The 15513-nt window shown below is 60.4% G+C and carries 12 protein-coding genes; 1 reads left to right on the forward strand and 11 read right to left on the reverse strand.

What is annotated here, in order from left to right; genetic code table 11:
* Nucleotides 1–55 precede the first annotated feature (55 nt).
* Complete coding sequence (locus AMA01_RS10185; RefSeq protein ID WP_067850606.1) at nt 56–3262, forward strand: MMPL family transporter; 3207 nt, start codon at nt 56–58, stop codon at nt 3260–3262.
* A gap of 307 nt (nt 3263–3569) precedes the next feature.
* On the opposite strand, the gene AMA01_RS13855 is transcribed toward AMA01_RS10185, so the two are convergent.
* The 11 genes from AMA01_RS13855 to AMA01_RS10235 form a co-directional block, all read right to left on the reverse strand.
* A complete protein-coding gene (locus AMA01_RS13855) occupies nt 3570–3716 on the reverse strand; it encodes a hypothetical protein (protein WP_156468442.1) in 147 nt (48 codons plus the stop codon).
* A gap of 168 nt (nt 3717–3884) precedes the next feature.
* Nucleotides 3885–4790 carry a 2,4-dihydroxyhept-2-ene-1,7-dioic acid aldolase gene (gene hpaI / locus AMA01_RS10190; protein ID WP_067850609.1) on the reverse strand — a complete coding sequence of 302 codons (906 nt, stop codon included), beginning with the start codon at nt 4788–4790 and terminating at the stop codon, nt 3885–3887.
* An 18-nt stretch (nt 4791–4808) separates the two neighbouring features.
* Nucleotides 4809–5795, reverse strand: a complete 987-nt coding sequence (gene hpaD, locus AMA01_RS10195) for a 3,4-dihydroxyphenylacetate 2,3-dioxygenase (RefSeq protein WP_067850632.1) — start codon at nt 5793–5795, stop codon at nt 4809–4811.
* 8 nt (nt 5796–5803) lie between these two features.
* Nucleotides 5804–7255 carry a 4-hydroxyphenylacetate 3-monooxygenase, oxygenase component gene (gene hpaB / locus AMA01_RS10200; RefSeq protein ID WP_067850630.1) on the reverse strand — a complete coding sequence of 484 codons (1452 nt, stop codon included), beginning with the start codon at nt 7253–7255 and terminating at the stop codon, nt 5804–5806.
* Nucleotides 7256–7279: 24 nt separating this feature from the next.
* The gene (gene hpaE / locus AMA01_RS10205) at nt 7280–8821 is read right to left on the reverse strand and encodes a 5-carboxymethyl-2-hydroxymuconate semialdehyde dehydrogenase (protein WP_067850610.1); all 1542 of its coding nucleotides are present in this window, start codon (nt 8819–8821) and stop codon (nt 7280–7282) included.
* A complete protein-coding gene (locus tag AMA01_RS10210; RefSeq protein ID WP_067850612.1) occupies nt 8818–9591 on the reverse strand; it encodes a fumarylacetoacetate hydrolase family protein in 774 nt (257 codons plus the stop codon). Before AMA01_RS10210 ends, hpaE begins: the two co-directional genes overlap by 4 nt.
* Nucleotides 9551–10279, reverse strand: coding sequence for a GntR family transcriptional regulator (locus AMA01_RS10215; protein WP_067850614.1), 729 nt, complete (start codon nt 10277–10279; stop codon nt 9551–9553). Before AMA01_RS10215 ends, AMA01_RS10210 begins: the two co-directional genes overlap by 41 nt.
* Nucleotides 10280–10339: 60 nt before the next feature.
* On the reverse strand, nt 10340–11770 hold the full coding sequence (locus AMA01_RS10220; RefSeq protein WP_067850616.1) for an MFS transporter: 1431 nt from the start codon (nt 11768–11770) through the stop codon (nt 10340–10342).
* Nucleotides 11771–11833: 63 nt separating this feature from the next.
* Nucleotides 11834–12340 (reverse strand): flavin reductase family protein, encoded by a 507-nt coding sequence (locus AMA01_RS10225; RefSeq protein ID WP_067850618.1) that lies wholly within the window; start codon nt 12338–12340, stop codon nt 11834–11836.
* 213 nt (nt 12341–12553) lie between these two features.
* A complete protein-coding gene (locus tag AMA01_RS10230) occupies nt 12554–14827 on the reverse strand; it encodes a glycoside hydrolase family 3 C-terminal domain-containing protein (RefSeq protein WP_067850620.1) in 2274 nt (757 codons plus the stop codon).
* Nucleotides 14824–15513 (reverse strand): carboxylesterase family protein (locus AMA01_RS10235; RefSeq protein WP_156468443.1); only part of this gene is annotated, 690 nt, incomplete at its 5' end. The genes AMA01_RS10235 and AMA01_RS10230, both read right to left, overlap by 4 nt.

Consider the following 15513-nt stretch of genomic DNA (forward strand, 5'->3'; position numbering starts at 1 on the left):
TTCTTTCGGTCACTAAATCAGTTGTCAAGCCCGTCTTGCGGAAGGAGGCGAGTCCGTGGCAGAGCGTTACGCACATTTCGTCGCGCGCTTCAAATACGCCATCATCGGCATCTGGATCCTCGCCGTGGCGCTGGCGCACGTGTTCTTGCCGCAGCTGAACGCGATTGTCGCCCACAAGAACACGGAATTTTTGCCGAACTCGTCGAGCGTCGTGATCGCGAGCAATTGGCTGAAGCGGGTCGATCCGGCGCGGCAGGCGGGGTCCAGCGCCGTCGTCGCGCTCTACAACCCGCACGGATTGACGGCGGCGGACAAGGCGTGGTTCACGCAGAAGCTGCAGCAGGTGGCCGACCACAAGGCGGCCTATGGCGTGAAGACCGTCACGGCCGCCTACAATCAGTCGAAGTCCGTACAGAATCAGTTTTTCAGCGCGGATCGGACCGTCGAAATCGCGACCATCGGCTTTCCAGGTAACGACGTGTCCAAAGCGACCGACGCGTCGCTGAACCAGCTTCACCAAGTGTTTCAGCAGCCGCCCAAGGACGCGCAGGTGCTGTTTACGGGCGACACGCCCATCGAGAACGACAACATCAACATTTCAATGGATGGCGCATCGAAGACGGCGGGCGTGACCATCGCCCTCGTTCTTGTCATTCTGCTCGTCGTCTTTCGATCTATCGTGGCCCCATTCCTGACCCTGCTCAGCATCGGGCTTTCCTATCTCCTGACGACGAATCTGGTGGCGGTGCTGGCCAACGTCGGCCTGCCGGTCTCGACCTTCACGGACACATTTCTCATCGCCATCATCTTTGGAGCGGGAACCGATTACAGCATTATCGTGCTCAACCGGTTCCGCGAAGAGGCGAGCCGAGGGCTCGCGCCAGTCGACGCCCTCGCGCGGGCTATGTCGGGGATTGCCAAGACGGTGGTCTACAGCGCGCTCACGGTCTTTCTCTCATTCGCCACGCTGTACTTCGCTCGGTTCGGCCTCTTTCGATCCGGCGTCGGTGTGGCGGTCGGCGTTGGCGTGACGCTGTTTGCGTGCCTCACGTTCCTTCCGGCGCTCATGATGGCGCTTGGACGCTACGTGTTCTGGCCGCGGCGCGATCTCCACGGCGCGAGCCACAAGCCTTCGCGCATCTGGGATTTGACAGGCAGAACGGCCCTTCGGCATCCCTGGTGGACCCTGGCAGGCGTGCTCGCGGTATTGACGCCCGTCGCGCTTTCCTTCACGGACCAGCGCACGTTCGATCCGACCTCCGACATCCCGACGGCACCTTCGGTCGTGGGCTTTCGCGTCGTGTCCAAGGCGTTCGGCCCCGGCAAGGTCCTGCCGATGGACGTCGTGATCGACACGCCGGACAATCTGCGCACGCCGGAAGGTCTGGCGACTATCGAACAGGTGTCGGAGGCCATCGCGAAGCTGCCGTTCGTGCAAGAGGTGCAGAGCGCAACCCGGCCCACAGGCAAGGTCATCAGCGAGTTTGAGTTGGCAAAGCAGAACCAATTGGCTGCAGGCGGCCTCGGGAAGGTGCAGACGGGTCTGAACCAGGTGGCGAGCCACGTCGGCCCTGAGGGTGCACACCAGGCGGCCAACGCAGCGATGCAGCTTTCAAGCGGGGCGTCGGCGCTCGCGCAAGCGGGTGGAAAACTCAGCCAAGGCGCGGTACAGGTGGAGGAAGGCGCTTCGAAGCTGGCCGGCGGCGCCCAGGCGGTATCAAGCGGCGCGGCGCGTCTGTCGCAGGCGAATGAGCAGTTGGCGAACGGTGCCGCGCAGGTAGCGGCCGGATCGCAACAAACGGCACAGGGCGCAAACAAGCTCGCGACTTCCGCACGGAGCATCGCGTCAGGACAGACGGCGCTGGCGAATGGCGCGGCCCGTGAAGCGCAAGCGGCGCAGCAGCTCGCAAACGCCATCGCGGCATGGACGAAGGCACACCCGACGGAAGCGTCGGACCCCAACTGGCAGCAGATTGTCGCGCTGGCGCAGGGAACCGCCGCGGGCGCGCAGCAGACCGCGAAGGCGGCCGAGGGGCTCGCGACCGGCACGGATCAGTGGGCGAATGGCGCCACCTCGCTGGCGGAAGGCGCGGGCAAAGTCGTTGCGGGCGCGAGTCAACTCGCGACCGGAAGCCGCGGCGCGGCATCTGGCGCCAAGGGGTTGAGCGATGGCGCTGCCCAGGTGGGCCAAGGTGCTTCGTCGCTGGCCCAGGGACTGAATCAGCTGAGCGGCGGCGCTCGCCAACTTCAGGCGGGGCTTGGCAAGTGGGCGAGCGGAGCTTCCCAATTTGGGACCGGCCTCGCCAACGTGGGCACTGGCGAAAATCAGCTTCACAGCGCCCTCGTCAAGCTTTCGAACGGCGTGGGCACGGTCAAATCCGCGCTGGACGAGAGCGCCAAGGCGCAGACGGCGGGCGATCCCGGCTTCTACGTGCCCGCCTCCGCCATCTCGTCCAACAGCAGCCTGCGGCAGGCCCTAAACAGCTACATCTCGCCGGATGGTCACGTGGCTGACATTCGCGTGACCCTCAAATCGGACCCGTATTCCATGACGGCAATTCATGAGATGCCAAGGCTTGAGACCGTGGCCCAGGCTGCCTTCACGGCCGCGCCCATTCACTCAGGGCAGGTCGGCTTCGCGGGCACCACGCCGACGCAGTTCGCGCTGAATCAACTGTCCAATCAGGATTTCGTCCGCATGATGGCGCTCATCCTGGGTTCGATCTTCATCCTGCTCGTGGTGATGCTGCGCTCCCTCATCGCGCCCTTGTACGTCATCGCGTCGCTCACGGGTACGTACTTCGTGACGATGGGGTGCCTGCAGTTTGTCGCCGTGGATGTGATGCACAAGGCGGGCATCAGTTGGACGGTTCCGTTCTTCTCGCTTCTGCTGTTGGTGGCGCTCGGCGTCGACTACTCGATTTTCTTGATGTCGCGCTTCGACGAGGAACTACGGCGCCATCCAGAGTTGAACCTGCGCAGCGCGATGCTTTACGCGATGCGGCAGATGGGCAACGTCGTGTTCTCGGCCGCCGCCATTATGGCGGGCACGTTTGGCTCCTTGTCCGTCTCCGGCGTGACGACGCTTGTGGAAATTGGGTTGTCGGTCATCATCGGCCTTGCGCTGTACGCGCTCATCGTGCTGGCGCTGTTCGTGCCGGCCTGCACCTCGATTGTCGGAGCGGCGCACTTTTGGCCGTTTCGCAGAGTGCCCCGGGAGGAGCAGGAGCTCAGGCTGCCAGAAGAACTGGCTGCGGAGTGAACGGGAAAGCGTTCTGGGTTGAAGAAGACGAAAGTCAAACGCCACCTGCTCGCTAGGGTGCAGCAGGTGGCGTTTTGCCTGTCTCCGGCGCTTCGAGCCAAGTGGCTGTCTTAAGCGAGCCCGGTCCGACCCGCACCATGGCGGATCGGCGCTCAGTCCGGCGCGAACCTCGCCCGGAGGGTGTCAGAAGGGCTCAGGAAAGCTTGACGCTCGAGTATGCGCACACGCGAAGGGGCGCCAGTCCGGCTCACCGGACAGGCGCCCTCTTCCGCGACCTCCGGATGCGCGTTTCACGCACCGGCACGAGTCACCACTCCGACTGCGTATCGCGCACCCAGCGGTCGACGCAGTCGTCACACAGCCGATCCCATTCGCGCTCTTCCCAAGGGCGGCAAGGTTCCGGGATCTCTGTTCCACACAGCACGCACGTTGTGGTCTCCGCCGTCTTCTGCATGATTCTCACCACTCCCGTCGGAATCACGTGTCTTTTCGATTGAGACTCATCATAACACGGGAGCGGCCGAATTTCAACCGAATGTTCAGAATATGCAGTTCGAATGCTGAGGATCATCACTCGCCCAGGGCGCCTTTACGGCGCCCTGCAGCGCCAATCGAAGTGATCTCAGATCAGCCCATACGAAGTCAGCACGCCTCGCAACCTTGCCGTCAATCCTTCTCCTGGTAGCGCGAGCGGCGGCCTCACCACAGGCTTTATTTTCCCCATCATCGCAAGACACGCCTTCACCGGACCCGGGTTCGTCTCCCAGAACAAAGCCTCATTGATATCGGCGAGTTGAAAGTGAAGATCGATCGCTTCATGCCACTTCCCGGCGTGCACCAAGTCGTACAAGTGGGCGACTTCTCTCGGCATGAGATTGGCAGTCGCGCTGAGATGACCTGCCCCTCCCAACGCGAGCATGGGGTAACACAGGAGCTCGATACCGGAATAGACGAGGAAATCTCGTCCGCACGCCTGGAACACCCGAGTGACCTGCTCAAAGTCCTTGTTCGACTCCTTGACACCAATGATGTTGGGACAATCGCGCTTTAGGCGGGCCATCGTGGCGGGCTCCAGGTTCACCCCGGTGCGCCCCGGAATGTTGTACAAGATGATGGGAATGTCGACGCTGTTCGCAATGGCGCAGAAGTGCCGGTAAAGTCCTTCCTGCGACGGGCGGTTGTAATAGGGAACAATCACAAGCGCGGCATCAGCACCGAGACGTTCAGCCGTCTTCGTGAGGCGAAGCGCCTCCGCGTGATTCGTCGATCCCGTTCCTAACACCACGGGCACCCGACCGCGCACAGCATTCATGGTGACCTCGAATAAGTATTCTCGTTCCTCCATCGTCAGGGAACTCGGTTCTCCGGTGGTTCCGGCGCAGGAGATGCCGTGAGAGCCGCTCTCGATCTGCCACTCAATGAGATCGCGATACGACTTCTCGTCAAACGATCCGTCCTCCAAAAACGGCGTGACCATTGGAACGATGGATCCGCGAAGGCGCGAATGCACGTCCTTTTCGCTACTCATGGCCGTCCCCTCGCAGTCTCATTTGATATACCCAGCTGCACGTACGTCCGTAACTCCACGCAGCTCAACAGGAACGCAGCGTTCCCAATCCATGACCGTCGTCCCGTCTCGCCACCAGCTTTCGGGTGTCTGATGGCCCCAAAGCGTCTGCCTCCTGGGGTCCGTCGCGCTCCAGCGGATAGGCTGATGATCGGGATCAACGGTCAGGTAGTCGGAGGTATAGAGCTCAATGCGATGACCGTCCGGATCGCGCAGATAGAGGAAAAATGCGTTCGATATCCCGTGCCGCCCTGGCCCCCGCTCAATGTGGGCATGCATCTCTGCCCCGCCCAAGATGTCACAGGCTCGTATGATGCTCCCCATGTCGTCCATCCAAAAACCGATGTGATGCAAGCGCGGTCCCTTGCCTTCCATTAGTGCGATATCATGCACGTTCCCCTTGCGTTGAAGCCAGACGGCCTTCTTCACACGAGGATCTTCATCCGTCTCCACGTACTCGGTCACGCGAAAGCCGAAGCCCTCACTCCACATGGCCTCGCAGCTGGCGAGATCGGAGACAAAGCAGTTGAAATGGTCCAACCTCCGCACGCCGGCACCCTTGTGCAAGTGGTATTTCTGGAGCATGCACTCGGCAGGCAACATCTCCGCGTAAAACTCGAGCGGGAAGCCAAACGGATCTTGTACACGTAGCGCCCGACCCTGGCCTGGTTCTTCGCCTTCTTCGACGAAATGGACGTCGCATCCCAACGCCTGAAAATAGGTCGCAATGGCGTCGAGATCGTCGTTCTCCGCTACTAAAAACGCCAGGTGGCCGAGCATCGGCACCTCCGACTCCGTCAACACGAGACTGTGATGGTGGCGTTCCTCCACCCCTCGGAGAAATAGCCGCCCTTCGCGCTCCTCCGTGACGACAAAGCCGAGGACGCCCTCATAGAATCGACGAGAAACGGCGAGATCGCGCACGAGGAGTTCCGCGTGCCCCGCGCGCACAACCGAATACGGCAACGTCAACCTCACTGCGCCTCACCGCCCAAGAAAGCCTTGACACGCGAGACATAGGGAGTTTTGTCGTAGGTGTCATAGAGCACACCGTACATGCGGACGGGATCGCCGAAGAAGAACCGCTCGTAAAGCACCTGGCGCGATCCAAAACTCGAGAGCGCAGCGTCCCAGGCGAGGCGAAACAGCTTGAGGCGATCGAACGCTTCAATATTGCGCCCTTGGAGGAAGCGCTCGAGGTCTCCGCGAATCTCAGAATTCCAGTCGGCCTCGGTGGGAATGGCCATCAGTCCGCTCGCGCCGAGTTGCTGGATGATTTCGACAAGTCGGGGATACGTCTTTGGAAACAGGTTCCTCGCCGCGTTCAACGGACCCCATGCCGGTGTCATCACGCCGTATTCGTCGAGCTCCGCATCCGCTTCGGAGGCCCGCAAAAACGCTTTCATCGTCTCGAGCGCAAGAATGATCTCAGCCACCTTCTCCTTGACGTGCTGGAACTGTGCAATCCCGATGGCGTCGACCATGGCCTCCGCTAGCCCAAGCAAAAACTCACACTTCGCGACGTTCTTGTGCATCACCTGGTACGTCATGTGAATGACGGCGCGTGTGGCCTGATGCAACTGATTGCAGCGCTCAGCGTCCTCAAGGAGAAAGACGCGGTCCCAGGGAACCAGAACGTCGTTGAACACGACGATGGCGTCCATTTCCTCGAACCTCGAACCCAGCGGATGGTCGAAGTGGGACCGCCCGTAGTCGAAACTCTCTCGGCAGATGTAGCGCAAGCCCGGGGTCGAGCTTGGGATGGCAAACGCGAACGAATACGGCGCGTCCTCCTCGGTGTTTCTCAGCACGGTGGAGGGAAAGACCAAGATTTCGTCGGCGATAGGCCCTTGAGTGGCCAACAGCCGAGCGCCACGAATGACGACACCACGACGGTTCTTCTCCACTACGCGGGCGGCGATATAAGGGTCCTGAAGTTTGCCGACACTCACGGACCGGTTGACCTGGGGCGCAATCAACGTGTGTGTCAACGTCAGATCCCGCTCGCGCGCGTATTGGTAGTACGCCTGGATGTTTTCGGCGTACGATGGATGATTGCTCGCAAAGTAAGCGCTTGCTTGAGACATGGCCATAATCGCCACGTTGAGATAATCCGAAGTCCTGCCCATCATCCCGAAGCTTGCTCGCGCCCAGCGTTGCATCATTCGTCCCCTGCGGGCGAGATCGTCGTGCGTTTTCGGGACTAACCAAGACAGGCCGTAGCGCTGTCCCCCCTCCTCATACGTCATCTCGTCACGCGTGGCGGGATTGAGTTGCATGTCATACAGGCTCGCCATGCTTCGGACGACATTGCGAAACGCTGGGTGCTCCGAGATTTTTCCTTCCACCTTCTGTCCCTGAATCCACACTTCACGGAGCTCTGCATTCAAACGCTCCACGTATTCCGCGCCACTCTTTGCGCCCATCACTCATCACCCACCCTGTGTTAGTCAACTTTTTGCGTCCACGTCCGACACGCCAAAGCGGGGAATGGGATGCTGCTCGAGCGCCACATGCACGGTCTTCCACTCTGTGTAAAACTCGAAGCTGTAGTGACCCCCTTCTCTGCCGACGCCGCTCTGCTTCATCCCGCCGAACGGCGTACGTAAATCGCGGACATTCTGCGAGTTGATCCAGGCCATTCCTGATTCAATCCGCCTTGCCACGCGGTGAGCGCGCTCGAGGTCCCGTGTCCAAATGTATGCGGCAAGGCCATATTGCACGCCATTGGCAAGCTGGATGGCCTCCTCCTCTGTCGCGAACGGGATGGACACGAGCACAGGCCCGAAAATTTCTTCTTGCGCGATGCGCATGTCGTTTCGCACGTTTACGAACAGCGTCGGCCTGACGAAGTTTCCGCGCGCGAGTTCCTTCGGGACTTCGCCACCCACGGCCATGGTTGCACCCTCGCGTCTCCCGAATTCGAGATAGTGCTCCACGCGCTTCTTGTGCTCCGAATGAATCAGCGGGCCTACCTCGGTGGTGGGATCCAGCGGATGTCCAAGGCGAATCCTTCGGACGCGCTCCGTCAAGCGCTCTTCGAACTCCTCGCGGATAGAATGCTGAATGAGCAAGCGAGAGCCGGCCGTGCAACGCTCTCCGTTCAGCGAGTACACGCCAAAGATGACGGCGTCCAAGGCTCGGTCGAGATCGGCGTCCGCAAACACTACAACAGGAGACTTCCCGCCGAGCTCCATCGAGAACCTCTTCAGCCCGTCCGCCCCATTTTTCATGATGATGCGGCCGGTGTTGGTTTCACCAGTGAATGAAATCAGAGGAACCTTGGGATGCTTCACCAGTGCGTCTCCCGCCACTTCTCCGAAACCATGAACGACGTTGAACACACCGGGTGGGAGATCGACTTCCTGAACGATCTCTGCCAGCTTGGTTGCCGTGAGCGGGGACCATTCGGCAGGCTTCAGAACCGCCGTATTGCCTGCCGCAAGACAAGGAGCAATCTTCCATGTCGCAAGCATCAAGGGCGTGTTCCAGGGTGTGATGAGTCCTGCCACTCCAACCGGAAGACGGATGGCGTAGTTGAGAAACTGATCGCCCACTGGAAACGTCTCACCGGTCATACGCGTGGCCATCTCGGCGAAGAATCGGAAATTTTCCGCGGCTCGCGCAGCCTGCCCGCGGGCCTGGGAGATGGGCAACCCTGTGTCTGCGACTTCCAGACGAGCCAACTCCTCGCCGTGTCGTTCGATGGCATCAGCAATGCGAACGAGATATTTAGCCCGCTCTTTCGCGCTCATTCTGCCCCAGGGCCCTTCGTGAAAGGCCCGATATGCCGCTTCCACCGCGCGATCCACATCGCTCGCGGTTCCCTCGGCGACCTGCGTCAATACCTCATTCGTCGTCGGATTCAAAGTGTCAAACCATCCTCCCTCCGCGCTCTCCACGAACCCACCATCGATAAAATGAAGCGCTGGGCGCGATAACGACTCGAACGCGAACTGTTCACTGGCTCCTTTCAGATTCACACCGCTCATGCCCGCACCTCCTTCTCTCGCTCCCGATTCCCCTCGTTCACAACCGGATTTTTGAGCCGGCCTATCCCGTCAATTTCGATTTCAATCACGTCCCCCGGCTTCACCGGTGAGATGCCCGGCGGCGTGCCCGTGAGAATGACGTCGCCTGGACGGAGCGTCACAAACGAACTGATAAACGAAATCACTTCGTCGATTCGAAAGATCAAGTCTCGCGTGTTCCCGCGCTGACGGACCTCGCCGTTCACGTAGGTCTGAATCTCAAGCTCGTGCGGATTGGACACGTCTGCGGCATCGATCCACCATGGGCCGAGTGGTCCAAAGGTGTCAAAGCCCTTCGCGCGGATGGGCGGGCGGAACATGTTCCCCACAAAGTCCCGCACTGTGACATCATTTGCAATGGTGTAACCGAGGACGTGCTCGAAGGCCTCCTCTGGCTGAATTCGTCTCCCTGCTCGCCCTATGACCACGGCCAGTTCGGCCTCATAGTGCATGTACTCCACGCCCCTCGGGTAGACAATGGGAGCCAGATGCCCAATGAGCGACGCGTTCGGCTTGATGAACAGCACAGGTTCCTTGGGCTTTTCTAAACTCAACTCCGCCGCGTGGTCCGCGTAGTTCAGGGCAAGACCGTACACGGTCTTCGGTTCAATCGGTGGCAGCCAGATCACCTGCTCCTCCGAAACCACTCGGCCCTCCTCGTCGACGAGAATCCCGTTTTCCCAAACGCCCTCATGGATCCGCCCCCGGTCGATGTATCTCGCGTGGCGCACGATACCCCTCCTTCCGCTCTGCCACCAAACGAGTATGTTGCTCATTCCAACGCCTGAACGCTTCCAACGTGGCCAATCGGTGTTGGCGAGCAAACCGTTCCACCGCGTCTTCTCCGACGTCCACCGCCATCAGCTGAATGAGCTTATCGTGTTCCGCGATAGAATCACTGGCACGATGCGGGATGAGATTGAAGACCGACACCCGCATGGCATCCATTCGTTCCCGGAATGCGTGGATTTCGTCCACGAGGTAGCGGTTGCTGCAGCAGCGAAGAATAATCTCGTGAAACTGTTGGTTGAGCCTGCTGTACAGCGTGAGATCAAAATCGGAACGGGCCTGGCGCATCGCTTCGTTCGTTTGTCGAAGCGCATCGAAGTCCTCATCCGTGAGATTGCGATAGGCCTGAGCGGTGGCGTAGCCTTCGAGAACTGCGAGGGCTGAGAGGATATCCTCATACATTTTCGCGTCAATGCGAGTCACCTTGGCTCCGCTGAATCGCTCGACCTCCACTAATCCTTCCGCTTCCAGGCGGCGAATGGCCTCACGAATGGGAATCGCACTCACCCCCAACTCTTTGGCGACGCGATCGATCACGATGCGATACCCGGGCCCATAGGTTCCTTCGAGAATGCGCTGCTTCAACGTGTGATATGCCAACTGTTGTTTGCTCGGCGTGTGTTTTGTCATGACGTTATCGTATACGATTTCCTATGCGCGCGAAAGCGTCATTTTTCGTTCGGGAACGGTCTAAGGCGAAATCTCTTCCAGAATCTTGCCCCGAGACGCAATTCCTCCAAGGGCGATGAACGCCGCGACCAGAAGGAAGCCCGACATGGCCACAAAACCCGCAGTCACACCCAGAGAGGGGATGAACGGCGCGATGGCCCACAGGCCCACTCCAGCGCCGATGTGCCCCGCTCCATCCACCAGGGCGAAACCGCTGGTCCTCGCGCGAGATGGGAAGTTTTCAGCCGTCCACGCGTAGAACACCGGCACCCACACATTTTGGCCGAAGAAGAGCAGAATTGCACCGAGATAGGACAACCAAAGATGGTGCCCTGCGAGACCCACCACGAGTCCTCCCAGGATGGTCAGGACCGCCGAGACTACCAGATAGGTCTTGCGTTCCATGACTTCCCCCGCGAGATACGCCACGACGCCGGCCAGCAGCATACCGAAGACGCCGACGGCTACGATGAGCCCCGCCTCACTCGGCGCATAGCCTGCGCCCACGAGCAACGTGGTCATCCCTGCGGAAAATCCGTATACAGTCACATAGCTAAAGAGCCATACGAAAAACAGGAGAAAGACTCGCTTGCGATACACCGGACTGCCAAACAGTTCACCATACGGCGCGCGCCGGTCGGAGACGAGCGAGAACGATGCAGCAGTTCCATCGGGTTGAAACGCACCTAAGCCCAGGCGCTCCTCCATAGCAGCTACGACAGCGGCGGCTTCTTCGACTCGCCCCTTCGCGGCCAGCCAACGAGGAGACTCCGGGAGCTCCAACCGCAGCAGGATTGCGATGAGCGCGAGCACCGCCCCAATGTAGTACATCAACCGCCAGCCCCAATGGAACGACGGAGTTGCAAGTGCAAACGGGAGTCCCTCCGGGAACGGCGCACTAGGCGTCGTCAGCCACAAGCCGAGCCAGATACCGATAAGGGCTCCGACACCTGAGAAAATGAACAACCCTGAGGTGTACTTCGCCCTCCGCGTTCTCGGCGCGACCTCGCTCATGTAAGTGTTCACCACGGCCAGATCCGCGGCCACGCCCACGCCCGTGATCCCTCGAGCCAGAATAAACCACCAGTCATGCATCGCAAGAGCCGTCAACAATGAACCTATTCCCGTGATGAACATGGTGGTCATCAGCATGCGCCTTCGCCCCACGCGATCCGCGAGCGGACTCAACACAAGCGTGCCAACCACATATCCGAGCAAATTGGCGAAGACGGGCAACCCAATGTATCGACTGGCGTCCGCCGGTGTCGCACCCGGAATGATGGATGTGGCTGTCTGGACAAAAGATACGTTGACATCAAAAATGTCGTAGAACGTGCAGAGATACCCAAGACCGATGACAAGGAACAATCGCCGCGGAAGGGCCCATTTGGTCAACCGCTCCATCCGCGCCAAGATGCCCGCCGCGCTCGAAACAGGCACACCCGTGCCCATGGTGTCTCCCCTCCCCCGAACGTCCAAAGAGCGCGATGTCCGCGAGCTATTGAATCTGATTTCCTATATGATTCTGCCCAGACAGGTGCGCACCGATGGATCCCCGACCAGGGACGTATAGGTTCCTCGCCAGAAAACAAGCGGAATTCCCTCGTCCTGTTGATAGAGGTCCTTCACAAGACCGAGCACGATGACATGATCCCCCGCTGGAAATTGACCGTATACCTCACACAGCAGCGCAGCGAGACAGTCATCGAGACGAACAGATTCGCCGAAAGGCATAAACGTGCCCCGCCAATCTCCGCTCGATCCGGCAAAGTGGCGCGATACCTCCTCTTGATGGCGACCGAGGACATTCACTGTAAACGCTTTCGAAGAGGACAAAAGTTGTGCCATTTTGCTGCGCAGATCGACACAGACCAGAATCAGAGGAGGGTCGAGCGAAACCGATGTGAACGAATTGGCCGTCATGCCATGCACCTGACCGTTGATGGATGTCGTGATGACGGTCACGCCTGTCGTGAACATTCCGCATGTGCGCCGGAACGCTTTCGCGTCCACCTCGGGCATGAGGCGTCCCCCCTTTCCCTTTCGTCTTCCCACAAGCCTGTGTGGGCAATGTGGGTTGTATAGATCATATATGATTTCATACACCCGGTCAATGCCAAATTCGCGGTTTACCTCGAAGATTTTCGGTGTGCGAAAAGGCGTTGAAGCAGGGACGACCTGCTTCCTCTTCGCACACCGGCGCCGTTCTATCAAGTCACACGAGTGGACCACCACTCACCCCTGCCCGTTCTCCGCTTGCCACCTTTCCTGCGCAGCCCGCAGCTTCGCAAGCACTCGCTCGATCTCGTCCCGCGGCACCCCAAACAGCGTCGTGGTACGGCCGATGGGCGTGAACCGCATGAACGCTTCGAACATGGGATTGGCGTCTATCTCGCTGCCAAGCGACGATGCGGCGAGCTTCTCTTTCAACTGTTCGCGGAGGACCGGGCCTGTGGCCGGATCGTCCAAAAGGTCGCCGAGCGTCGCATTGGCGTGCACCGGCACCGGCCTGCGCGGGGCGGTGGATGTCACCTCCACGGAGGCGGTGAGACGCAAATCGCGCGAGGACGATCCGACGCGGATCTCGTACCAGCCGCTCTCCACGGTGAGATCACCGGCATTGACGTCGTAATAGGCAAACGCGCGCTTGCCCAGTTGAAACTCGACCGTACGCGTCTCGCCGGGAGCCAGCGCCACCTTGGCAAATGCACGCAGCTCGCGCCGCGGCCGTATCACTCGCGAGGCCCTCGGCTCGACATAGACCTGGACCACCTCTTTGCCCGCGCGCTGCCCAGTGTTGCGAACGTCCACCTGCACCGTGAGCACTTCGTCATCCCGCACCTGCTGGCGAGACACGCGGATAGCCTCGTACTCGAACGTGGTGTACGACAGCCCGTGGCCGAAGGGAAACAGCACGTCCATCTCCTTGGTGTCGTAGTGGCGATAGCCGATAAAGACGCCTTCTCGGTATTCGGATCTGTCGCCTTCGCCAGGAAAGAATGGATGCGACGGATTGTGCTCGAGGCGAAGTGGAAACGTCTCGCCCAGCTTGCCGGAGGGGTTCACGGCGCCTGACAGTACGTCCGCGATGGCGCCGCCGAAGGCCTGCCCCGCGAGATACGCCTCGATCACGGCCGGCACGCAGTGGATCCACGGCATCTCGATGGGTGCGCCGTTCGACAGCACGACGACGGTGTGAGGCTGAGCCGAGGCCACCGCTTCGATGAGCGCCACGTGCGCGTCCGGCATGCGCATGTGGGGGCGATCATACCCTTCAGACTCCCAGCTCTCCGGCAACCCTGCAAAAATGACGGCGATGTCCGCCTGCTCCGCAGCGCGCACTGCCTCGTCGATGAGATCCGGGCGAAGCGCGTCGTCGTCGAGCGCGTACCCCGGCGCGTATAGGACAAGCTGATCCCCAAACGCGCGGCGCAGTTCCGCGAGCGGCTCGTCGAGGCGCGCGGGGTTGACGTGCGAGCTTCCCCCTCCCTGGTAGCGCGGCGACACGGCGAACGCGCCAATCACCGCCACCCGCCGTCCTGGCGCGATGGGCAACACGGCCTCGTCGTTCTTCAGAAGCACCATCGACTCCGCCGCGGCCTGGCGGGCCAGGCGGTGATGCGTGTCGAGATCGGCGGGTTGACCCTGCGACTGGTAGGCCCGGTCGACGAGCGCGAGCAGACGCTCCACGGCCGCATCGAGCACGGCTTCGTCCAGGCGGCCGTCTCTCACAGCCTGCACGATCTCGGCGTCCTGCGCGTACGGCCCGCCGGGCATTTCGAGATCCAGCCCCGCAGCAAGCCCTTGGACGCGATGGTTCACTGCCCCCCAGTCCGACACCACGACGCCATCAAATCCCCATTCCCGGCGCAGCACCTGCGTCAAAAGCCACGGGTGCTCCGAGCAGTAGGTGCCGTTTAAGCGGTTGTAGGCGCACATGACCGTCCACGGGCGTCCGCCCTTGACCGCGCCTTCGAAGCTCGCGAGGTAAATCTCGCGAAGGGTGCGTTCGTCCACCTCGGCGCTCGTCGTCATGCGCCGATACTCCTGGTTGTTGGCTGCAAAGTGCTTGAGCGACGCGCCCACGCCGCGCGATTGGACGCCGCGGATGTGCGCCGCAGCCATTTCGCCCGAGAGAAGCGGATCCTCTGAGAAGTACTCGAAGTTGCGCCCGCACAAGGGCGATCGCTTGATGTTGGCGCCTGGCCCGAGCAACACGTGAACGCCGAGCGCGCGGCACTCGTCGCCGAGCGCCTGGCCGACTCGCTCCACGAGCGCGGGATCCCAGGAGCTCGCGAGTGCGGCGGCGGTCGGGAAGCACGTGGCGGGCTCCGAATCGGTGAACGATCCGTCTGACCGCTGCAGCCGAACGCCGTGCGGGCCGTCCGTCATGCAGAGAGACGGGATACCGAGGCGCTCGATGGGCTTCGTTTGCCAGAAGTTGAGACCGGAACAGAGGGATGCTTTTTCTTCGAGGGTGAGATGTGGGACGAACTTCACGTACGTCATGCTGTTCCTCCATTGTCGGTGTTCTCATCTAAAAGTCCGGCGACGCTCGCCAGATCACGCTCAAATTCATATGCCAAATCGTCGTAACGAATGGGCGGTTGCAGTCGGATGGCACCAGACACGTTGTGACTCGCCGGCGGATATGGTACCGAGTGATAGGTCACAAAGTGACAGATGAGTTGATGCATCCTCTCAGCTAAGTGCAAGGACAAGTCGCTTCCGAGCTGTTGTTCTACGTTTGGTGCGCTCAGCAAATTGAAGAAATAAGGGATATCGTGACAGTGGAACGACCCCCGAGCTCGGCTGGACATAGCTGCGAAGTCGTAGGTCCATGTGATGTCTCCTGCGCCCACACGGCGCCTGCCATGAGTGAAGCGGACCAGTCCCACCCGAAACATCAGGCTGGTCATCAGCTGTGACCAAGCCCGTTCTCGACCAATTCGATCGATTTCATCCACGAAGCGCTGGATCGAAACATGACGAAGACCCATCGCGGCGAACTCATCAACCAACGCTTCGCTCGACGGCGTGTCATTCTGGGCCGCGAACGAGAACTCATTGCGAGTCGTCCCTATCAACACAGGGATGGTGCGAGCGTTTGTCAAAGCGTCCGGGCCAAACATTTGATACGGAAGAATGTCGCCATCAACAACAGGACGAAAGGCAAGATTCGTTATTCTACCTTT

This window comes from Alicyclobacillus mali NBRC 102425, from assembly GCF_001570745.1.
Taxonomy (GTDB): Bacteria; Bacillota; Bacilli; order Alicyclobacillales; family Alicyclobacillaceae; genus Alicyclobacillus; species Alicyclobacillus mali.

What these genes read in the sequence shown, in the direction of transcription:
- AMA01_RS10220 (WP_067850616.1), bottom strand. Translation starts at nt 11,770, where the DNA reads ATGGGCACGGGTGTGCCTGTTTCGAGCGCGGCGGGCATCTTGGCGCGG.
- AMA01_RS10230 (WP_067850620.1), bottom strand. Translation starts at nt 14,827, where the DNA reads ATGACGTACGTGAAGTTCGTCCCACATCTCACCCTCGAAGAAAAAGCA.
- AMA01_RS10215 (WP_067850614.1), bottom strand. Translation starts at nt 10,279, where the DNA reads ATGACAAAACACACGCCGAGCAAACAACAGTTGGCATATCACACGTTG.
- hpaB (WP_067850630.1), bottom strand. Translation starts at nt 7,255, where the DNA reads ATGGGCGCAAAGAGTGGCGCGGAATACGTGGAGCGTTTGAATGCAGAG.
- hpaE (WP_067850610.1), bottom strand. Translation starts at nt 8,821, where the DNA reads ATGAGCGGTGTGAATCTGAAAGGAGCCAGTGAACAGTTCGCGTTCGAG.
- AMA01_RS13855 (WP_156468442.1), bottom strand. Translation starts at nt 3,716, where the DNA reads ATGCAGAAGACGGCGGAGACCACAACGTGCGTGCTGTGTGGAACAGAG.
- AMA01_RS10225 (WP_067850618.1), bottom strand. Translation starts at nt 12,340, where the DNA reads ATGCCCGAGGTGGACGCGAAAGCGTTCCGGCGCACATGCGGAATGTTC.
- hpaI (WP_067850609.1), bottom strand. Translation starts at nt 4,790, where the DNA reads ATGAGTAGCGAAAAGGACGTGCATTCGCGCCTTCGCGGATCCATCGTT.